Raw genomic sequence first — 20159 nt, forward strand, 5'->3', positions numbered from 1 at the left:
CCGCCATCGTCCAGAGCCGCTTTTGGGTTCCCTTCCCGCCGACACGAAAAAAGGCCCGCGGCGTCATGCCGGCGGACCTGCGGATCTTGCGGGGCGGTGCGTCCGTTCAGTCCTTGACGCTGACGCGACCCACCACCTGCGGATAATAGCCCTCGTCCAGCCGCACGGGGCGGCCGCCGATGCGCTCCATGCGCATGGTCAGCACCTCCAGCTTCTGCATCTGGCGATACCGTTCGGACTCGTCCTCAAGATGTTCCAGCAGGTCGTGCACCCTGTTGATCTCCTTGCGCAGGGCGCGCTCGTCGTCGATGTAGCCGCTGGTCTTGAGCATCCGGTAGGCAAGGCGCACGTCGGGCGGCATGTCCGCGGCCTCGTCCTTGGGCAGGGGCCTGCCCGCACCTTCGAGGTTGTCGAACTTGCCCTCCCTGATGGCCCTCTTGATGCGGTCTTCCGCGATGATCTCCGACAGGAACATGTGTCGACCCTGCTCCGGCTCGCTCACCCTGTCAAGCCGCTCTCCCGCTCTCGTCACGCTTGACAGAGCGGCCCGGAACCGTTCACATGCCAGAATGATGAACCTTCGCCTGCCCGCCTTGCCGGCCGCGCTTCTCGCGCTTCTTCTCGCACTTTGCGGTCTGGCCGCCTGCGCTCCGAAAACCGGAGAACCGGTCCGCGATCTGGCGGTGATGCCGCAGGACGCGGGCGCGTACCACGCTCTCCCGGCCGACAGGGAACTGCTCTCCCCGCCGCAACAGGCGACGCTGTATGCCGACTTTCTGCGCAGGCACTTCGAGCCGTGGGAGCGCGACGAGGCCGCAACGCCTGAGGAATGGGCCTTCTGGGCGCTGGACAGCTTCCGCCCGGGCAGGGTGTACGGCGAAAACACCCTCGCGCGCGACGCCGCGTGGTTCAAGCGGATGAAGCGGCTTTCGCAACCGGCGCAGTATCCCTCCATGGCGCGCCCCGCGGTGACGCTTCGCGCAACCTCCATGCGTGCGCTGCCCACGCGGGAGCCGGTGTTCAAGGACTTCGACCTTGCGGGCGAGGGCTTCCCCTTCGACTACAACCAAAACTCGATGGTCCCGGCGGGGACGCCCGTACAGGCGGTGCACGAGAGCGCGGACGGCCGGTTTCTGCTGGTGGAATGTCGCTTCGCCTTCGGCTGGGTGCCGACAAATGATATTGCGTTCGCGGGCCGTGACTTCATGCGGCGGTTCAGGACGCAGGCCATGGCCGCCTTTGTTCGCGACAGGGTTTCGGTGCGCGACGCTTCGGGCATCTATCGTTTCACCGCCGGAGTCGGCACGGTGCTGCCGCTTGAACGCTTTGCCGACGACGAGGAGCTCATGGCTCTTGTGCCCATCCGGATGCCCGGCGGATTCGCCTCGGCAGTGCCCGCCCCGCTGCCCGAAGGGAGCGCCGTGCCCCAGCCTCTCTCCACCACGCCGGAAAATTTCGCCATGATAGGCAACGCCATGGCCGGGCGTCCGTACGGATGGGGCGGCCTGTACGAAAACCGCGACTGCTCCGCGCTGACCATGGACTTCATGACGCCTTTCGGCATATTTCTGCCGCGCAACTCCGGCAGTCAGGCCTCGCACGGCGACTTCTCCCCGCTGGAACACATGACCCCGGGCCGCAAGAAGGCGTTCATCGCCAATGCCGCCGTGCCGTTCCTGACGCTGGTGCGCAGCCCCGGTCATATCATGCTCTACATCGGCAACTTCGAGGGCGAACCCGCCGTGCTGCACGCCACATGGGGCGTGAAGACCAACCGCTTCGGCAGGGAAGGACGGCTCGTCATCGGCAGGGCCGTAATCACCACCCTCTCGCCCGGGGCAGAGCGGCGCGACGTCCCCAGACCGCTCATCGAATCGGTACGCGGCATAACCTTTCTGGCTCCAAGGGAGATTCGTCCATGATGCGCACCGCCGGATTCATGCTCTTCACCGCCTGCCTGCTCGCCCCGCTTCCCGCGCTCGCCGACGAGGTCATTCCCCTTGGCAAAGGGACCTCCTGCGCGGTGCATGAAGTCGACTACGCGGTGCGGACCGTGGACTGCATCGAAGACGGCATCCGTCAGGCGCGTTGGATCTGTTCGCTGGAAGGGGAAACGGTTTGCCGACTCGAAGGCGACCGGACAGTGAGCCGGTCCTTTCTCGACCCGTTCGACGGGCACCTGTGCCGCGAGCTCTGCGGAGCCGGAGCGCCCTGAGCGCCGGAGCGTCGGGATTCCGCCGCCCGCGGGCCGCGCAGCACGCTCCACCGCCCCGCCACCGTCCGCAAGCCTTTGCGCTGCCGCACGTTTCCGACATCTGGTACGCGCGATGCTAGCTCAACTGCATGAGAATACGCACATGGGTATCGCTTTTCCTGCTCGCGGCCGCCACGTCCCTGTCGGGCTGTCTGGCCGTCAACATGGCGCTCGGCGCGGGCGGCCTGCTGCTCGGCGGTCCGGTACAGTACGCGGGCATGGCCTATTCCGTTGGAGAGTATACGTATCAATACGGCGTGAACGGGAAAACCCCGGTGGCAGTCATGGGCGAGAAGCTGGCGTTTCTCTCGCCGGACCGGCAGGCTGCGGATTCGCAGAAGGTCCGCCGGGTAACGCCTAAAAAGATTTCGCCTCCGGTGCTCCCGGCTTCGGACACGGTTCGCGCCGCCGCAGAGCCCGAGCCATTTGAGAAAGCGTCTGTGTCCGCCGCCGACGCCGTCGGTCCGGCGATCTCGTCGGCAGGCCGCGCCACGGTGTCCCGGTCCGACCCTGCCCGCACTGAGAGAAAAACGTCCCGCCCGGACTTTCCCCTTACCGACTCCGCGAAGGCTCTGCAGGCGTCGACCCCCGTCCGGTCAACATCTGCCGCTGCGACCCTCGCCGAAAAGCATGTCGCCCCGGTCATCGCGGCCTCGAACCTGACCCGTCTGCAGCGCGTGGAGCTCCGGTTCCGCGAGCTTGACCGCGACGACTCCGGACGCCTCCTGCGACTGCTCCTGCCGGAACGCAGCTCCGGCATCAACGGGGGCTGGCAGATTCGCCATGCGCTGAATCAGCAGCCAGTGTCCCGGTAGCCACTGTCGCCCCGTCCGCCGAGGCTCTGGTCGCGCTGGTACTGCGCCCACTCCAGAAGGTCCTCCGGGAGCGCCTTCCAGACGCCGCGCCCGGCCCGCTTCCACGCGGGAAGACCGACCTCGCGCACCAGGTACGCCATTTCCTTGGGGTTCTCGCCGACGGCCTTGCAGATCTCCTTGGCGCCCCGCAAACAGATGGGATTCATGCCGCCTCCGAAAGCTCGTTGACGTCCTCTACCTGCAGCCGGAATTCATCCGTGCCTTCCATCATGGCCAGAAACTCGTCCATGGCGTCATCGGACGCCAGCACGCCCCGCACGCTGCCCAGCGCACCAAAGCGGCGGCCCAGCAGGATGCATCCGGCAGTGTGTTCAGCCACGTTGCCCCGGTGAAACAGGATGTCTTCCCGGCCCGGGACCCGCTGCACCTCGAAGGTTCTTCCGTGCCGCGGGGAGAGCACCCTGCCGCATTTGTAGGTCCCGGCGGGGATGCAGGATATGAAGGGCCTGTTGCCCGCGGCCGGCGGTTCGAGGCAGACGCAGAAGGCCCTGCCCGCCACGCTCAACACGCCGAACGTTCCGTCTGCCGAGCTCTCGATTCTCACTATGCGTACAAGCGATTTCATATTGTACCTCCTGCGGCGATTAATTAGTCATTCGGCTATAATCTGTCAAGCCAATTTTGCCAAAAGGCTTTAGACAACTGCCAAAATGTGTGTATAGTGCATGGAAAATATTTGGAAACCCCGACAAGGAGTGAGGTATGGGTTTCACGGACCAGATCCGTCAGGCGCTCACCAGCAGGGTAGGCAGGGGCAAGCGGTTCGCCAACAACAAGCGGATGGCGGACGATCTCGAGATCGATCCTTCACAGCTTAACCGGTTCCTTAAGCGGGAGCGCGGGCTGACGGCGGACTCCATAGGCAAGATACTCGACAAACTCGGGGCACGCATCGTCTTCCCGGACGAACCCAGAGACGAGCCCATGGAGGTTCGGCTCTCGGGGGAGGAGACGGGCCTCTCCTCCGGGGACTACATTGCGGTGCCCATCACCAGACCAGAGCTCGCGGCCCGGCCGGGCCTGATCCCCGAAGATGCCGTCGAGGGCTGGATTCTGGCCTGGCGGCATCACGAATCCATCCGCTTCCGCAGCAACCTCGCCGCGCTGCGCATCCCGCAGGGCGACCACTCCCTCGCGCCGCTGCTGAGTCCCGGCGACGTGGTCCTCGTGGACCGCAACGACCGGGACCCGAACCCCACCGGCAGGATCATGCTGGTGAACTCCCCGGACGGCGCGGCCTCGGTGCGTCGCGTCAACGCGAGAAATACGGGACAAGGCCTTCAGCTTGTGTTCTACTCGGAAAACTCCCGGGAGTTTCCGCCGGAGACCCATATGCTGGAAAGCGAATACGAAGGCGACATAACCCGGGCGATCGGCGGCGGCATCATAACCGCCATGGCCGACATGACCCGCAAGTAGACAAGGAGACACCTCATGCCCAGACTCATCTATGCCGTACCCTGTCATGACATCATCATCGACAGGCAGAGCAACGACACCACCTTCATCCGCAGCATCGAGCACGCCGCCCCGAAGGAGCTGCCCGCGGTGCTGCCCGGATTCCACATCGGCACGCTCTGGGAGCCCGAAGGAGCGGAGCAGTTCTCCGTTTCCCTGCAGATGACCGACCCGGACGGGGAGACCACCATTCTCGGCACGCAGGAGGTTCAGCCCGGCCAGACAGTGCTGCACAAGATGACCTTCCAGCTCCCCGGCCTCGAAGTCAAAAAGGCGGGACGGCACGGCATCGGCGTCTGCATGCTGGAAAACGGCAGCTGGACCACCCTCGCCGAGCTTCCGCTCTACGTTGTTCAGTCCTGATTCGATACGAATCGGCGATATCGTCTTTGCCGATACCGACCTCGGCCGCCGCGAAGGGGTTTTCCACACCCTTTTTCGGCGCGCCGAGTCTCTTTTTAAACAACTACGGCGAGTTGCCCAGCGCTGCGTTTCGTTCGCAACAGGATAGTATACGCGAGAGGCAAAAGGCACCGCAAACAGGCGAATCTATAGGACAATTTACAAAAACACATAGACACGAAACCCTGTTTCCAATATACAATACCACTCCTGCTATATTTATTCGTTCAACCTTTTTTCCACGGAGGACAATCCATGCTGGAAGTGGTATTCATACTCCCCGACGAGGAGGGCAGGCTTCCCCGGCGGAAAGACCTGCTGGATGCCGGGGTCGCAGTCTCCTCGGCCGTTGCGCCTGCCGAAACCGCCCGACGCTCCAGCCATTCGGAGCAGCGGCCCCGGAAGACCGCCACAGAGCCGGAAAAGACTCCTGCATGAGAAGCAAACACCACGAGAACAAGTTTTGTCCGTTCACGAAAAATGCTTTCGGACACTTGCTCACGATCACGATATGTCAGAGGGCAAAACACTTTCCTTACGTTGACGAGTCATAACCATCAGTGCATATTCTACAAAAATGAATATCCACCCGGAGCAAGTGCCGTGAGTTCCACCGAGACCTACCAGAACATCTTTATCGCCCGTCAGCCCGTTTTCACCGAGAAGATGAAAATCTGGGGCCACCTTCTGCTTTTCCGCAACAGCATCGAGGCCACCTCGGCGGATATCTCCGACTGCTCGGAGGCGACGCTGGAGGTGCTCTCCAACCTCCCTCTCTGCTCCAGTGAAGAAACCGTGCGGGACAAAGTGCTCATCCACTTCACCCCCGAGATTCTCGAGCGCGGCATCACCCACGTGCTGCAGCCGGGTTCGGCGGTGGTCATAATGGAGCGCGACCCGTACCCGCAGGACGGCCTGCTGGACATGCTGGAGACGCTGCGCGCGGAAGGCCACCTCGTGGCGGTGGACAACTACGACCCCTGCGTGGCCTGCCCGCTCGACACCGTGGCCGACATGGCCATCGTCGACGTCAACGGAAAGGACCAGGCCCGGCTTACCGAGATCGCCGCGAGCGCCCGTCACATGGGTATCGGCCAGCTCCTGGCCAAACGAGTGGAGACGCCCGAGGCCATGACGCAGGCCCGGGAAGCGGGATTCAACCTCTTTCACGGCTACTTCTTCAAGCAGCCCGAGACCGTCGCCGGACGCAAGATCACTTCCAGCGAGATCACGCGGCTCAAGCTGTTCGACCTCATCGAAAAGGAAGAGCCGGATTTCGACGCCCTCACGGACGCCATCGAAGCGGACGTCGCCATCAGCTACCGGCTGCTGGCCTTTCTGAACTCCGCCAACTTCAGCTTCACCACCACCATCAAGTCCATCAAGCAGGCCGTGGTGCTCACCGGGTGGCGCCCCATCCGGAACTGGGTGCGGCTGGTCATCCTCACGGACATGAACACCACGGAGCGCGGGCGCGAGCTGGCGTACATCTCCGCCCACAGGGCCAAACTCTTCGAGACCGCGGCGCTCGGCGGCGGACACGACGAGGTCTCCGACAAGCTGTTCATGCTGGGCCTGTTCTCCCTGCTGGACGCGCTGCTGGACATCCCCATGAAGGAAGCCCTCAAGCACCTGCCCATCGACGCCGAGGTCAAGGAAGCCCTCGGCGGCACCCCCAACAGGCTGACGCCGTGGCTCGAACTCGCCTCGTCCATCGAGAACTCGAACTGGGACGAGGTCGGACGCATCGCTCGGTCCATCGACCTGCAGCCCGGCACCGTGGCCATCAGCTACCAGCACGCCTTCACCTGGGCCGACACGTTCTTCGGCGGCACATGCGCGGGCAAGGAAAAGGCCCAGTAGGCCCGCCATGGCTCGCAGGGTACGGGCAGCGCTTCTTCTCGCTCTGACTTGCCTGCCCCTGCTGTGCGTGAACGCGGCCGCCGACGACTCCCCGATCGCACCGGGAAGCTCCTTCGACATTCGGATACGGACCTTCGTCCAGAACGAATACGGGGGGCTCAAGGAGGTGGAGGCGCCGGTGGTGCGGCTGGAGAAAGCCGCCATCGCCGACGTTGCCGCCCGCGACTACCGCTACGCGCCCGGAGGATCATCGGATTTCGTGGTCAACGTGCGGTTGGCCTGCCTGCATCCCCGGCTAGCGCAGGAGGCGGCCGCGAAAAGCGACCTGCGCTATCCGCTGCCGGCCAACGAGGGCGGCCTGCCGCTCTTTCCCAGCCGCATCTTCGTCTGGTCCAAGGCGCTGGAGTCCATCCCGCGCTCCCAGTGCTCGGGCGTTCTGGAGCTGGCAGTGGGACGCCGCGAGGGTTCGTCGGTGCGCAGCATCATGAGCCGCAGCGGCTCACTCGCCTGCGGCAGGGACGTGGACTGTGCGTTCGAGAAATGTCGGGACGACCTTGAAGAGACGCTCCTGGAAGCCCTTTCGGGCATCTTCCGCTAAAGCCCTCGGGACCACTCCGGGCGCAGGGCTTCGCGCCCTTCCAGAGCCCGCGCCAGCGATGCCAGCACACGCTCCCGGTCCGAAGGCATCCTTGCCCTGAACGGCGCGTGGTTCGAGGCGTGGTTTGCCAGAAGCAGCCCGCGAAAGCCCTCCATCTCCTCCACCATGGCGTGAAGCTCCCGCAGCATGCCCCGCGCGTCCGGCATCCGGAACCGCCCGGCGCGGATGTCCTCGTCCAGCGGCGTGCCCGGAATCGGCATGAGGGTCAGAGCCGCGGCCTGATGCGGGCGCATTTCGCACAGCGCCCTGCCCGTCTCCCGGGCGTGGCGCTCCCACATCCCGGTTCCGCCCAGCCCGTTGAGCACGGTGACGTTGAGCTTCAGGCCGGCGTCCACCGCCTTCTGTCCGGCGGCCACGATCTCGGTCACGGTGCTGCCCTTGTTCATGCGCTCCAGCACTGGTTCGCTGCCTGACTCAAGCCCCATGTAGACCATGCGCAGCCCGGCATCGCGGAGCTCTCGCAGGTCCTGCGGCGACTTGCCGCGAAGGTTGCGGGCGGAGGCGTACATCGCCACCCGCCTCACCTGCGGCAGGAGCTCCCGGACAGCTGCCAACAGCTCCATGAGCCGATGTGTCGGCAGCGCCAGCACGTCGCCGTCACAGAAGAAGAGCCTTTTGTGCCGGGGCATGTTGCGCGACGCCCAGCGCAGGTCCTCCAGCACAGCCTCGAACGGGCGCACGGAAAACGGTTTGTCCCTGTACGCGCCGCAGAAGGCGCATCTGCCGTGGGAGCACCCCAGCGTGGCCTGAATCAGGATGCTGTCGCCCTCGGACGGCGGCCGGATCACGGTTCCCTGATGTTCCATGCCCCGAGTATGCCCGCCGCCGCGGCGAAAGACAATCGCCGAGCCATCTCTCATTGACGCTCGTGGCTCGATTGCATAAGAATTTCAGGATGGACAATCTTTTCCGCAGAGGTTCGATGTGAATACCCAGCAGCACCCGCCTGCCTCATACGTCTCGCTGGACACGGCGACCCACGCGCTTCTCACGGCGTGCCCCGAACCCGCCATGATCCTCGGCGGACAGGGATCCATCCTTGCCGCCAATCAGCAGGCCGCGCAGATGTTCAACTTCGCCGAGCCCGAAGAGCTGCTGCGTCACAACCTGTACGAGCTGCTGCCCGAAGAGCTCATCACCAACCGCAAGGAGCGCGTGCGCGAGGCAGCAAGGCAGGGACGCCAGTCGCGTTTCGAGGAGGACATCAACGGGCGGTCCTACGTCCACACCGTGGTCCCCATCGGCGAGGACACCCGCGGAAACCTGCGGGTAGCCATCTGCTCGCGGGACATGACCACCATCCGCCAGACCGACGAGGACCTGCGGCGCGAGCAGCAGCGGCAGATATTCTTCATGGAATCCCTGCCGGGACTCGTGTTCCACCTGTACCCCGACGACACCATCCGCTACGCGAACCGCTATTTCCGCAAGCTCTTCGGCAGCCCCAAGGGGCTGACGTGCCGAAACCTCATCCGCTGCGACAACGAGGAAGACGACGAGAGCTGCGGATTCTGCCCCCCGCGGGAGGCCATGGCCCACGACAGGTCGGTGGAAAAGGACTGGACCGCGCCCAACGGCCAGACCTTCCACATCCAGTACAGCCCCATGACGGACAGCTCCGGCCAGCGCATGGTCATGGGGCTAGGCATCGACATCACGGCCCGCAAGGAGGCCGAGGACGCCCTGCGCGAGGCTCGCGACAAGCTGGAGGAGCGCGTCCTCGAGCGCACCGAGCAGTTGGAGAAGGCCAACCAGCAGCTGCGGGCCAAGAGCATCAACCTGGTCAAGGCCAAGAAGAAGGCCGACGACGCGGCCAATGCCAAGTCCAAGTTCCTCGCCAACATGAGCCACGAAGTGCGCACGCCGCTCAACGCCATCATCGGCATGACCGAACTGGCGCTCAAGGCCGAGGACTCGGCGACCCGCCGAGAATATCTGGAGAACGTGCTGGAGGCGGGGACCTCCCTGCTCACGGTCATCAACGACATCCTCGACTTTTCCAAGATCGAGGCTCAGAAGCTCTCCCTCGAGTCCGTGGACTTCAGCCCGCGCAAGGTGGCCGCCGGGGCCGTGGAGATGCAGAAGCCCGCGGCAAAGGAGAAAGACCTCGCCCTGAGCCTCGCCGTGGACGAGGATGTCCCCGAGCGGCTGCGCGGGGACCCGTCGCGCCTGCGGCAGATACTGGTGAATCTCATCGGCAACGCGGTGAAGTTCACGCCCAAGGGCAGCATCTCAGTGCGAGTGCGCGCCGAGGAGATTAATCCGGACGAATCCGCAACCCTGCGCTTCGTCGTGGAGGACACCGGCATCGGCATCCCCGAGAACAAACGGCACGCCATCTTCGAGAGTTTTCTGCAGGCCGACGACTCCATCACCCGCAAGCACGGAGGGACCGGCCTCGGGCTGGCCATCAGCAGGCTGTTGGTGGACCTGATGCACGGCAGCTTCCACGTGGAGAGCGAAGAGGGCAGGGGCAGCGCCTTCAGCTTCACGGCCAAGTTCCTGCCGTCCATAGGCGAAGACGAGGAGCCCGACGACGGCCCGCTGCCGGAACTGCCGAGACTGAGCATCCTGCTGGCGGACGACAACCGCCTGAACCGCCAGCTTGCGGCCACGGTGCTGCGGGAGAACGGTCACGACGTGACGCCGGTGGAGAACGGGCAGGAGGTGCTGGACCTGCTGCGCGCGGCGCGCTTCGACCTCGTGCTCATGGACGTGCAGATGCCCATCATGGACGGCGTCAGCGCCACCCGGGCCATCCGGACGCTCGGCAGCGGCGTGCTCAATCCGCAGATACCGGTCATCGCCCTCACCGCTCACGCCCTCAAGGGCGACCGGCAGCGCTTCCTCGACGCGGGCATGGACGGATATGTGTCGAAGCCCATCCGGGTCAGGGAGCTCCTGCGCTGCATCGCAAACACCTATTTCAATACAGGCGGCGCGCAGGAGAGCGGGGAAAAACTGCACGAAAAGCCCCAGCAGCACGCCTTCGACCGCGAAAGCGCCCTGCAACTGCTCGACGGGCGAATCGACCTGCTGTCCATGATGGACGACATTTTTCTGCGCGACGTGCCCGAAGACCTCGCCCGGCTGGAAAACGCCATGCGCGACGGAGACGCGGCCGGAGCCAAGGGATACGCCCACTCCATCAAGAGCGCCGCGCGCACCGTCGGAGCCGTCTCCGCAGGCTCCGTGGCCGAACAGATGGAGTACCAGTGCGGCAAGGGCGAGATGGCGGCCGCGGGCGAATCCCTTGAAATCCTGCGCGAGGAGCTGGCCACGGCCATGCGCGAGATCACCGCCGCCAAGAACGACAACGACGAGCAAACCTCGGAGGATGAATCCGCATGAAGACGATATTGGTCGTAGACGACGCCCCCATGATCCGGGAACTCATTCAGAACGTGCTCGAAGCGGAAGGATACAATGTCGTGCTGGCGGCCGACGGCGAGGAAGCCGTGAACGCCTACAATGAGCACGAGATAGACCTGAGCATCATCGACATCTTTCTGCCCAAGAAGGGCGGCCTTCAGGTCATGGGGGAGATGGTGAGCATGGAACGCCCCCCGAAGTTCATAGCCATATCGGGGGGCGAGGCGTTCAATCCGGAGGCCATCGTCGAGCTCGCCAAGGTTTACGACGTGGTGGACACGTTCACCAAGCCCATCAACACCAGAAAACTCGTGGAGACCGTCCGCCGAACGCTGGAAGAGGACGAGAGCTGAGTCAGCTGAAGTCCACGGTCACGCCTTCGTTGACGTAGTAGAGCACCTTGAACTTGAGCTGTAGCTTGTCCACGAGCGTCTCCGCGGAACAGTCGCCCATGTCGGCCACGCGCACGTAGGCGTTGCGGAATCCGGGCTCCGCGGTGTCGTAGGAGGTGAACACGCTGGTGAACTGGATGCCGGCCCTGCGCAGCTCGTTGAGCAGCTCCGCCAGCGGGCCGGGCTTGGCCTCCAGCCGGAACGCGAACTGCGCGCCACCCCGGACCGAGCCTGTGGCGGCGCTGAGAAAGCGCATGACGTCCGCCTGCGTGATGATCCCCACCAGCCTGCCGTCGTCCACCACCGGTATCCCGCCGATCCTGTGGCGCACGATCTGCTCGGCAACGGAGTCCATGCAGGACGTTGAGGACACCGTGATGGGCTCCAGCGTCATGATGTCCGAGGCCCGCAGCGAGGCGAGGCCGCCGCCCGTCACCTCGGCATTGTCGCAGGGCAGGAACTTGGACGGCATGGCGTCGCGCACGTCGCGGTCCGACACGATCCCCACCAGCATCCCGTCCCGGTCCACAACAGGGAACTGACGGATGTTCTTGCGATGCAGAATCTCGGCCGCATCAAGCACCGTCGAATCCAAACCCAGCGTCAGCACGTTTTTCGTCATCCATTCTCTGACCAGCATAGATCCTCCTGCCCGACAATTCTCGGATTCGTCTTTATCGTATTCGCATACCGGAAAAAAAGCAAAACAATACGCATCGGCCCAGCCGCCTAGAGCGTTTTCCTGTGCTCCGACACCGCCACCACGATCTCGGCGAACTCCCCGAGGAGGTCCGAGACGCGGGAATACGCCTCGCGAACTGACTCTTCCGGGGCGTCCGCCTCCTCCAGGTCCATGACGAACAGCTCCAGCTGCCGCGCCCGTTCCATGGTTTTCAGCGCATGAACATGGCTCACGAGGTTGGCGATCGCATGCAGGGTGGCGGCGCAGGTGCGTGCGTCGCGCTCCTGCATGGCCCTGCGCAGCTCCGCGCTCTTCAGGTCCGCCTCGCGCAGGAAGATGTCCAGAATCTCCCTGAGCAGGTCCTCGTTGCCCTGAAAGCGCCGCTCAAGGGTCTCCACGTCGAGCCCGAACGCTTCCGGAGCAGAGCCGCCGAGCGTTCCTGTCGCCGCCACCGGGTCCCGCCGCCTCGCCGGGGGGGCCACGCCCGGGGGCGGCGTGCACGAGATGTTCGCCGCTGGGCCGCGCCTGCGCCGGGCGGCGTTGCGGGCAATGGCCGCAGAGAGCTTCTCCATGTCCACGGGCTTGGTGACGTAGTCGTTCATTCCCGCCTCCAGTATCCTGTCCCTGTCCCCCTTCATGGCGTAGGCGGTCAGGGCGATGATGGGGATCGCGGGGTCGTAGCGCCTGCCGTCGGAGTTCCTGATGACGCGGGTGGCCTCCATGCCGTCCATCTCCGGCATCTGGATGTCCATGAGCACGAGGTCGAAAGGGTCCCCGGAGCGCCTGAGCGCCTCCAGCGCCTGACGTCCGTCGCCCGCCACCTCAACCTCGTGACCGAACATGGTCAAAAAGTGCGTCAGGAACTTCTGGTTGAGCGGGTTGTCCTCCACCAGCAGCAGCCTGAGGTTGAACGCGCCGGAAACCGCGTCATGCCGGGAGTCGTCCTGGGCCGCCTCCTGTGCGGCCTCGTCCAGCAGCACGTCGAAACGGAACTCCGCGCCGCGCCCGGGTTCGCTCGTCACCGATATGCCGCCCCGCATCATCTCCACGAGCTCCCGGCAGATGGCGAGCCCCAGCCCCGTGCCCTGATGCCGCTTTCCGGAGGACGCGTCGGCCTGCGTGAAGCTCTCGAAAATGCTCTCCTGCTGCTCTTCGGAGATGCCCGGTCCGGTGTCCTCCACCCGGAACAGCAGCCGCGTCGCCGAATCAGGTCCGGGCCGCGCCTCCACGCTTATCTCCACGTGCCCCTTGTCGGTGAACTTCACGGCGTTGCTCAACAGGTTCCGGACGACTTGCCCGAGCCGCTCCCTGTCGCCGCGCAGCCGGGCGGGCACCGAGTCGCCCACGTGCAGGGTCAGCTCAACCCCCTTGGCGGCGGCCTCGGCCTCGTGCGGGTTGACCACGCGGCTCAGGGTTCTGCGCACGTCGAAATCCTCGGGGGAAAGGCGCATCTTGTCGGCCTCTATCTTGGAGAGGTCGAGCACGTCGTTGATGATGTTGAGAAGCGACCGGGCCGCGTCGCGGATCATGTCCAGATTCTGCCGCTGCTCCGGCTTGAGGCCCGTGGTGATGGTCATCTCGGTCAGCCCCATGATGCCGCTGATGGGGGTGCGGATCTCGTGGCTCATGTTGGCGAGGAACCGGCTCTTGGCCTTGCTGGCCTCTTCGGCGACCACCTTGGCCTCCTCGGCCGCCGTGTTCGCCGCCATCAGCTCCTGCTCCATCCGGCCGCGCACCACCGCGCTGCCGAAGATGTCCGCGGCCATGTGCAGGGCGTCCGTCTCCACGGAGAGCCACTCCCGGTCCTCCTTTCTGGCCACGAGGCCGAGGAATCCCCATAGGCCGTCGGCGGTCAGAACGGGTACGGCCACGACGGACCGGATCCCGAGCTGTTCGAAGAACTCCCGCTCCTGGCCGGGCATGTCGCCGACGCTGCCGACCACGGCCCGGCCCTTGCTCAGTCGTTCACGCCAACGCGAAAAACGCGGCTCGAAGGGAACCTCCTGCAACTCGGGCAACGACGCGAGGCTGGTCAGTCCGGGCGCGGACCACTCGTGGATCAGCGAAGAGACCATGCGGCCCTCGCGGTCTTCATGGTTGCGCATGACATACGCCGTATCCGCCTTGGCGGAGCGCCCCATGTGCCGGATGATCCCTGCTATCTCCTCCTCCCAGCCCTTCTCCCGCAGAAAGCGGCTGGCGGCCTCGCTCACGCCCTGCAGGATGGAGTCGCGCTTTTCCAGCGCCTGCTCGAAGCGCTTCTGGGAGGTGATGTCGCGGGCAATGCCGAAAGCGCGGGCGACCTTGCCCGATGCGTTCAGCTCCACGCGGCGGTGCACCTGCAGAAAGCGCAGCTCGCCGCCCGCGGTGTGGACGCGATACTCGAAATCCAGCGGCCAGCCGTCCATGACGGCCCGGTTGGCCTGATCGAAAATGTCCCTGTCCTCAGGGTGCACGAAGCGGCGCATGCCGTCGAACCCGCCCGCGAGATCGGAGGCGTCGCACTCAAGAATGCGCTGCAGCCCCTCCGACCAGAGGACTTCGCGGTCCGGCCCCATCTCCCAGCTGCCGATGCGGGCCACCATCTGCGCCTCAAGAAGCTGTGCGCGGCTGCGCTCCAGTCCGGCCTCGGCCCGATACGTCTCGGAGTTGTCCAGCAGCACGCCCCGAAGCCCGGCGGGCCTGTCGCCCTGCGCGTAACGGGGCTCGGCGTGAAGCCGCAGATATTTCGTGCGCCCGTCGGCGAGGTTGACCTTGAAGCAGACGTCCAGCAGCCGCCCGCGACGGAGCCCCTGCCGTATGCCGGACTCCATCGACGGCAGATCGTCGGGGTCCATCATGCGCCTGAGCACCGCGCCGGGGCTGGGGGTGGCGGGGTCAAGCCCAAGCATGGCGCAGGCACGGGGACAGAACCGCTCCCGCCCCGAGGCCGCGTCGTAATCCCACGAACCGAAAGGCGCGATGCGGTCCATGAGCCGGGCGGTACGCTCCTCCTCCGCCCGGTCCCTTTCGCGATCCCATGCGCGCTCGGCCCGCCACGCCGCTCGCAGCAGCCCTTCAGAGCCGTCTTCCCCGAGACAGGCGTCGTGCGCGCCGCGCCGCATGGCCTCGCGCGCGCGGTCCCAGTCGCCGGCAAGGGCGACGCACGGTCCGCGGGCGGCGGCTTCGGACAGGGCGGAGGCTCCCGCATCCACGAGCAGACAGCCTCCCCGGGCTTCCGCTTCCGCAACAGAGGAGGGCTCGCCAAGCACCTCCTGGCCCGCGCCGCGGACAAGCTCCCGTGCGCGGGAGAGGAATTCGGGGCCTCCCAAAAGATAAAACCCTGCGGCCACGGTCATGCCCTCCCCTGCCGGGAGGCGGATATGGGATTCGACTGCATCATGGGGCAAATCCTATCAGCAGTTTCCGCGCCGGGCAATTTCCATGTTCCGGGCGCCTTGCGCATTCCCCTACACAGGAGTACCTTTTTCCCGTGGGGGACCCTTCATGAGATTCGCCCGTGCCGCCAGCCTCTTCCTTTCCCTGCTGCTTCACGCCGCAGCGGTCTTCCTGCTGATCGCCGGAACGCGCTTCCCTCATGCGGCGGAGGAGACGCTCAGGGTCGACCTGACCCGGCTGGAGCCGTCCCCAGCGTCGCCGAACGCTCCGAGCCCGCCCGAAACTGCCGAACCGGAAACGCCCCGGAACGAGTCGCCCCCACCCCCTGCCGAACCGACGACGCCTTCCCCGGCTGCCGCGCCTGTCGACGAGGCTCAGGCGGAAGCCTCCATCCCCGCGCCGCCTCAGCCGTTCGAGACCATCCCGGACCGGCCGCTGCCCGCTGATGCGGAGAGCGAGCCTCCCGCTCCCGAACCGCCCCCGCGCCCCGGTGCGGCCCCCGACCCTCCCGACGCTACGGAACCCGCGCCCGAGTTCGATGCGCAGGGGCGGCGGGTCATCCGGGTCGGATCACCGGACGGTCTGGCTCATCGCGGACACGAGGGGCGCTTCGGCGGCTCGCTCATGGGCGCGGTCTACTCGCACTCCAGCCGCGAGTACGCCGGCAGCTTCGTGACGCCCGGGGGGCGGCACGTCACCGTCATCGACGCCCGCGAAACCGAATACGGGCGGTTCCTGCTCTACGATTCCGCCGCAGGCACGCTGCGCCGCCTCAAGAAATTCAACAAGTACATCTACACCATCGGCCCGTCCCTCACCGAGGACGAGCCGGTGACCGGCAGCGTGACCTTCCTCGCCCGAGACGACCGGATCGAGCGCTTCATCTACATGCCCGACGACGACACCAAGGCCCTGTTTCCCGGCAAAATCCATTTCGAGGAACAGGAACTGAGTGTTCCCTGCCACGGCGTGCGGCTTCGTGCCGCCCTTGTATTGCCCGACGGCGAAACGGGACCGCTCGCCGTGCTGGTCCATGACGGCGGCTGCATGCCTCTGGAAGCCTCCACCGCCGCGGCGCGCGCCCTCGCTGCCGGGGGGATCGCGGCAGCGGCGTTCGTGCCCCGCGGCTGCGTCGGCGGGGGGGAGCCCATTCCGGACGGCCTGACCGAAGACGCCCACCGCACGCTCGCGTACCTGCGAAGGAAACACCCCGCCCGCTGTGACTGCGCGGGATACGTCGCGATAGACGGTGCCGCGCGCGCCGCAGTGGACGCCGCGACCATACGCGAGGCCGCCTTCGTCGCCGTGGTCTTCACCGAAGCGAGGGCGCCTGAAGCTCTCCCGGACGCGGCCGCCCTCCGAAAACTGGACGTTCCTTCGCTCTGGATTTTTCCCCAGCGCGGAAACGGCTACGGCCCGCTATGGGAGACCCTTCACCGTCTGCGGCAGGGAGGACTGCCGATCACCGTCCGCAAGTCCCCGCGTGACAACGCGATTCCGCTGGGCAGCTCGGAGGAGTCCGGCTCGTGGGTGCTGCCGTTCGGCGCGGCGGACGCCTCCGTGGCGGCGAAATGGATTGCCCGGATTTCGGCGCAATAGCAAATATCGGTCTTCCAGTGCGGGCCGGTTTGAGGTATGGCTTGCGTGGGACGGAAAAGAGGACACCCAGTGACGAAGCAAGCCATGACTGCGGACTCTGCGCCGGACAGCCTGCTCAGGAGCGTGGTGGAGACATCGCGCGCACCCATGGCCATCCGGTCGCTTGATCTTCGGCCGATATTCGTGAACCAGGCATTTCGCGACTTCTATTGCGAGTCGCGGAAGTCGCGGTGCGCCAAGGTGCCCGAAGACCGGCTCCCGCCCCAGACCCGCACCCTGTTTCACGAGGCCATCCGCCCGGCCATCCTGCGCGGGGACAGCTGGGAGGGCGAATACCTCGTGCGCACCGGCAAGACGGCCAAGCGGCACGTCTGGGCGCGCTTCGATCCTCTGCGCGACTCCCTCGGCCGCATCTCCTTCGCCTGGTCCAGCATGTTCGACGCCTCGGACCACGTCCGCACCAGCCAGCGGCTGCACACCAGCGAGCGCTTCCTGCGGCTGCAGGCCGAGAGCGACGCGGACCTGCTCTTCCGCATCAGCCTGCCCGAAGGCCGCATCGAACATCTCAGCGAGAGCTGCGAGGCGCTCACCGGCCGCCCGGTCGCAGACTTCAAGGACACGCCGTCACTGCTCCACGAAGTGGTCCCCGAGGGCGACCTGCCCGCGCTGGAACGCGACTGGCGCGACATTCGCCGCGGCATGCGCCGCCCGGTATACCTGTTTCCCCTGCACCACAAGGACGGCTCTCTCCGCTGGATCGAGGCCCGCATAGGCTTTGTCCGCGACGAATCCGGCACCGCCGTCGCCATGGAGGGCGTGGCCACAGACGTCACCGCCCGCAGGCACACCCAGATGGCCGTTGAGCAGTCCACCGAGAGCCTGCGCTTTCTCGCGGACAACATGGCCGACGCCCTGTGGTGCGCCGACGCCGAAGGCCGGATCATCTACGCCAGCCCGGCCTCGGAGCGGATTCTCGGGCTGCACCCGTCCGGACTTGCAGGAAAACCGCTGCAAAGCATCTTCGCCGACGAGTACGACGAGCTGCTCTCCACATGGCTGGAGAGCTGCCGCGACTCGGGCACCGACCCGCAGACCGTCGAGCTTCCCTACGACCACCCGCACATGGGCAGGCGCTGGATCAGCATCCACGGCACCGGCGCGGTGCGGCGCAACGACGAGACCATGCTGCTGGGCCTTGCCCGGGACGTCACCCGCAGGCGGCATGTGCTGGACCACCTGTACGAGAGCGAAAGCCGCTACCATTCCCTTTTTGAAGAGAGCCCCATTTCCCTCTGGGAGGAGGACTGCTCCGAGGTCAAGAGCATCTTCGACGAACTGGCAGCGGACGGCGTGCGCGACATCGCCGGCTTTCTGCGCGAGCGGCCCGAAAAACTTCGAGAGGTCCTCGCAAACGTCCGGATTCTGGACGTAAACCGAGCCACGCTGGAGCTCATGGAGGCCCCCGACAAGAAGGCGCTTCTCGGCAATGTGAACGATCTCGTCCCCGACGAGGCGCTGGGTCCGCTTGCCGAAGCGGCGGAGTGCATTGCCGGCGGCGAGACCCATTTCTCCCGCGAAGTGCCGCTGCGCACCCTCTCCGGCAATCTCCGCTGGACGCTGATGCAGGTCTGCATTCCGAAGGAGTTCTCCGCGAACATGGAACGGGTTCTGGCGTCATTCCACGACCTCACCCCGCGCCATGAAGCCGAACGAGCCCTTCAGGAGAGCGAGCGGCGCTACCGCACGCTGGTGGACAACTCCAGCGAAGGGGTCGCGGTCTCACAGGACGACAGCCTCCTGTTCGCCAACAACGCCTTCAGGCGCATCTGGGGGCTTGAAGAGCTGCCGGACTCGTCGAGCCGGGTTCTGGAAAGCGTCCACCCCGAGGACCGCGCGGGCCTCGAGAGCTGGCTGGAGTCCAGCGAGGCGCCCGACAGCTATCCCGAAGTCTTCAGGATTTTTGCGGCCGAGCGCGAGCTGCGCTGGGTGACGCTGGCAAGAAAGGAGCTGGGCTGGCAGGGGCGGCCCGCGCTCATGTACATCCTTTCGGACGTCACCGGCCACAAGATTCTGGAGCGGGAGCTGCTGCTGGCGCACGGGGAGATGGAGGACCGCGTCACTGCGCGGACCGCTGAGCTGCACAGCGTGAACGAACGGCTCAAGGCGGAGATGGCCGAGCGCGCCGAAACACAGGAGCTGCTCGACGAGAGCCGCCTGTCTTTCAAGGCCCTGCTGGACGCCTCGCCAGACTTCACCTGCCTGCTGGACGAGGAGTTCACGGTGCTCGCCAGCAACGCCATTTCCACCCACCTTTTCGGGCTGACGCCGGACGAGCTCAAACATCGCCGCCTGACCGACATCCTTCCCCGCGAGGCCGGGGCACGCCTTGCGCGCACCGCCAAGACCGTCATGCGCTCCGGCGAGGCCGCCCTCTACGAGGAAACCCACGAGGGGCGCACCTTTGAAAACAGTCTCTACCCGGTGCGCAACGAGTCCGGGGAGCTGCGGCGCATGGCCTTCTACTCTCGCGACATCACCGAACGCCATAGCGCCCGGGAGCAGATCCGTTCGCTGACCAAGCGGCTCTTCACCGCGCAGGAGTCTGAGCGCAGAAGAATTTCGCGCGAGCTGCACGATCAGGTGGCGCAGGATCTTTCCTCGGCCCTCATGGCCATCGAGACGCTGGAGTCCGCCGACCCGCAGGCCGCCCCGAAGATCGGCGGCATGCAGGCCTCGGAGGTGCTCCGCAACAGCGTGTCCAGCGTCCGCGAGATCGCCTACGGCCTGCACCCTTCCGGCCTGCGCCAGCTCGGGCTTCAGTCCGCGGTGCAGCGCCTGTGCGACGACTTCTCCAGCCGTAACGCCGTCCGGGTGGACTGCTCCTTCAGCGGCCTGGACCGCATGGACTTCGAGCTGGAAGCGTCCACGGCAATATACCGCATCATTCAGGAATCACTGGACAACATAGCACGGCACGCTGAGGCCGAAAGCGCCGTTGTACGCATCGTCGCGGCGCACCCCGACGTAATCATCCGCATCGAGGATCAGGGCAAGGGGTTCGACTGCCCGGATTCCTCGGGCGAAGGCCTTGCGGACTGCTGCATCGGCCTTCGCAGCATTCAGGAACGAAGCCGCCTGCTGGGGGGCGAAACCACCATCCATTCACGGCCGGGCGCCGGTACGAGGGTCGTGGTGAAGCTGCCCGGCGCGGCCTGCAAGAGGTAAC

18 protein-coding genes are annotated in these 20159 nt (G+C 65.7%); 12 read left to right on the forward strand and 6 right to left on the reverse strand.

All coding sequences use genetic code 11. From position 1 onward, the window contains the following. Positions 1-106: 106 nt before the first annotated feature. Positions 107-532, reverse strand: coding sequence for a DnaJ family domain-containing protein (locus BR24_RS12740; protein ID WP_496541861.1), 426 nt, complete (start codon positions 530-532; stop codon positions 107-109). Between the two features lie 37 nt (positions 533-569). On the opposite strand from BR24_RS12740, the gene BR24_RS12745 reads away from it, so the two are divergent. The 3 genes from BR24_RS12745 (at position 570) to BR24_RS12755 (ending at position 3069) form a co-directional block, all read left to right on the forward strand. Then, complete coding sequence (locus BR24_RS12745) at positions 570-1922, forward strand: NlpC/P60 family N-terminal domain-containing protein (RefSeq protein WP_496541862.1); 1353 nt, start codon at positions 570-572, stop codon at positions 1920-1922. Continuing rightward, a complete protein-coding gene (locus BR24_RS12750) occupies positions 1919-2215 on the forward strand; it encodes a hypothetical protein (RefSeq protein WP_496541863.1) in 297 nt (98 codons plus the stop codon). The genes BR24_RS12745 and BR24_RS12750 overlap by 4 nt, the downstream gene beginning before the upstream one ends. Before the next feature lie 128 nt (positions 2216-2343). After that, positions 2344-3069 (forward strand): hypothetical protein, encoded by a 726-nt coding sequence (locus BR24_RS12755; protein WP_496541864.1) that lies wholly within the window; start codon positions 2344-2346, stop codon positions 3067-3069. Here the strand turns inward: BR24_RS12755 and BR24_RS12760 are convergent. Together BR24_RS12760 and BR24_RS12765 are read right to left on the reverse strand one after the other, a co-directional pair. Next, a complete protein-coding gene (locus tag BR24_RS12760) occupies positions 3048-3275 on the reverse strand; it encodes a DNA-binding protein (RefSeq protein ID WP_496541865.1) in 228 nt (75 codons plus the stop codon). The two genes, BR24_RS12755 and BR24_RS12760, sit on opposite strands and share 22 nt — an antisense overlap. Next, positions 3272-3694 carry a DUF5675 family protein gene (locus BR24_RS12765; RefSeq protein ID WP_496541866.1) on the reverse strand — a complete coding sequence of 141 codons (423 nt, stop codon included), beginning with the start codon at positions 3692-3694 and terminating at the stop codon, positions 3272-3274. Before BR24_RS12765 ends, BR24_RS12760 begins: the two co-directional genes overlap by 4 nt. Positions 3695-3831: 137 nt before the next feature. Here BR24_RS12765 and BR24_RS12770 point away from each other — a divergent pair, with 137 nt between their 5' ends. From BR24_RS12770 to BR24_RS12790, 5 genes are all read left to right on the forward strand, one after another. Next, positions 3832-4548 carry a S24 family peptidase gene (locus BR24_RS12770; protein WP_496541867.1) on the forward strand — a complete coding sequence of 239 codons (717 nt, stop codon included), beginning with the start codon at positions 3832-3834 and terminating at the stop codon, positions 4546-4548. Between the two features lie 15 nt (positions 4549-4563). Continuing rightward, positions 4564-4950, forward strand: a complete 387-nt coding sequence (locus BR24_RS12775) for a hypothetical protein (protein ID WP_496541868.1) — start codon at positions 4564-4566, stop codon at positions 4948-4950. Between the two features lie 294 nt (positions 4951-5244). Further along, positions 5245-5427, forward strand: coding sequence for a hypothetical protein (locus BR24_RS12780; RefSeq protein WP_496541869.1), 183 nt, complete (start codon positions 5245-5247; stop codon positions 5425-5427). Between the two features lie 165 nt (positions 5428-5592). Beyond that, the gene (locus tag BR24_RS12785) at positions 5593-6852 is read left to right on the forward strand and encodes an EAL and HDOD domain-containing protein (protein WP_496541870.1); all 1260 of its coding nucleotides are present in this window, start codon (positions 5593-5595) and stop codon (positions 6850-6852) included. A 7-nt stretch (positions 6853-6859) separates the two neighbouring features. After that, positions 6860-7450: a hypothetical protein gene (locus BR24_RS12790; protein ID WP_496541871.1), complete on the forward strand. Its 591-nt coding sequence runs from the start codon at positions 6860-6862 to the stop codon at positions 7448-7450. On the opposite strand, the gene BR24_RS12795 is transcribed toward BR24_RS12790, so the two are convergent. Continuing rightward, positions 7447-8316, reverse strand: coding sequence for a radical SAM protein (locus BR24_RS12795; protein ID WP_496541872.1), 870 nt, complete (start codon positions 8314-8316; stop codon positions 7447-7449). The genes BR24_RS12790 and BR24_RS12795 overlap by 4 nt on opposite strands. A gap of 118 nt (positions 8317-8434) precedes the next feature. Between BR24_RS12795 and BR24_RS12800 the strand changes: the two genes are divergently transcribed. Both BR24_RS12800 and BR24_RS12805 read left to right on the forward strand, forming a co-directional pair. Beyond that, positions 8435-10861, forward strand: coding sequence for a PAS domain-containing hybrid sensor histidine kinase/response regulator (locus BR24_RS12800; protein WP_496541873.1), 2427 nt, complete (start codon positions 8435-8437; stop codon positions 10859-10861). After that, positions 10858-11235, forward strand: coding sequence for a response regulator (locus BR24_RS12805; RefSeq protein WP_496541874.1), 378 nt, complete (start codon positions 10858-10860; stop codon positions 11233-11235). Before BR24_RS12800 ends, BR24_RS12805 begins: the two co-directional genes overlap by 4 nt. A gap of 1 nt (position 11236) precedes the next feature. Here BR24_RS12805 and BR24_RS12810 read toward each other — a convergent pair whose 3' ends face one another. Next, positions 11237-11914, reverse strand: a complete 678-nt coding sequence (locus BR24_RS12810) for a CBS and ACT domain-containing protein (RefSeq protein WP_496541875.1) — start codon at positions 11912-11914, stop codon at positions 11237-11239. Between the two features lie 89 nt (positions 11915-12003). After that, positions 12004-15294, reverse strand: coding sequence for an ATP-binding protein (locus BR24_RS12815; RefSeq protein ID WP_496541876.1), 3291 nt, complete (start codon positions 15292-15294; stop codon positions 12004-12006). 148 nt (positions 15295-15442) lie between these two features. On the opposite strand from BR24_RS12815, the gene BR24_RS12820 reads away from it, so the two are divergent. Further along, positions 15443-16933, forward strand: a complete 1491-nt coding sequence (locus BR24_RS12820) for a hypothetical protein (protein ID WP_496541877.1) — start codon at positions 15443-15445, stop codon at positions 16931-16933. A gap of 69 nt (positions 16934-17002) precedes the next feature. Beyond that, a complete protein-coding gene (locus BR24_RS12825; protein ID WP_496541878.1) occupies positions 17003-20158 on the forward strand; it encodes a PAS domain S-box protein in 3156 nt (1051 codons plus the stop codon). The last annotated feature ends 1 nt before the right edge of the window (position 20159 follow it).

The organism is Pseudodesulfovibrio halophilus DSM 5663 (assembly GCF_059568665.1).

What these genes read in the sequence shown, in the direction of transcription:
- BR24_RS12745 (WP_496541862.1), top strand. Translation starts at nt 570, where the DNA reads ATGATGAACCTTCGCCTGCCCGCCTTGCCGGCCGCGCTTCTCGCGCTT.
- BR24_RS12750 (WP_496541863.1), top strand. Translation starts at nt 1,919, where the DNA reads ATGATGCGCACCGCCGGATTCATGCTCTTCACCGCCTGCCTGCTCGCC.
- BR24_RS12755 (WP_496541864.1), top strand. Translation starts at nt 2,344, where the DNA reads ATGAGAATACGCACATGGGTATCGCTTTTCCTGCTCGCGGCCGCCACG.
- BR24_RS12760 (WP_496541865.1), bottom strand. Translation starts at nt 3,275, where the DNA reads ATGAATCCCATCTGTTTGCGGGGCGCCAAGGAGATCTGCAAGGCCGTC.
- BR24_RS12765 (WP_496541866.1), bottom strand. Translation starts at nt 3,694, where the DNA reads ATGAAATCGCTTGTACGCATAGTGAGAATCGAGAGCTCGGCAGACGGA.
- BR24_RS12770 (WP_496541867.1), top strand. Translation starts at nt 3,832, where the DNA reads ATGGGTTTCACGGACCAGATCCGTCAGGCGCTCACCAGCAGGGTAGGC.
- BR24_RS12775 (WP_496541868.1), top strand. Translation starts at nt 4,564, where the DNA reads ATGCCCAGACTCATCTATGCCGTACCCTGTCATGACATCATCATCGAC.
- BR24_RS12780 (WP_496541869.1), top strand. Translation starts at nt 5,245, where the DNA reads ATGCTGGAAGTGGTATTCATACTCCCCGACGAGGAGGGCAGGCTTCCC.
- BR24_RS12790 (WP_496541871.1), top strand. Translation starts at nt 6,860, where the DNA reads ATGGCTCGCAGGGTACGGGCAGCGCTTCTTCTCGCTCTGACTTGCCTG.
- BR24_RS12795 (WP_496541872.1), bottom strand. Translation starts at nt 8,316, where the DNA reads ATGGAACATCAGGGAACCGTGATCCGGCCGCCGTCCGAGGGCGACAGC.
- BR24_RS12805 (WP_496541874.1), top strand. Translation starts at nt 10,858, where the DNA reads ATGAAGACGATATTGGTCGTAGACGACGCCCCCATGATCCGGGAACTC.
- BR24_RS12810 (WP_496541875.1), bottom strand. Translation starts at nt 11,914, where the DNA reads ATGCTGGTCAGAGAATGGATGACGAAAAACGTGCTGACGCTGGGTTTG.
- BR24_RS12815 (WP_496541876.1), bottom strand. Translation starts at nt 15,294, where the DNA reads ATGACCGTGGCCGCAGGGTTTTATCTTTTGGGAGGCCCCGAATTCCTC.
- BR24_RS12820 (WP_496541877.1), top strand. Translation starts at nt 15,443, where the DNA reads ATGAGATTCGCCCGTGCCGCCAGCCTCTTCCTTTCCCTGCTGCTTCAC.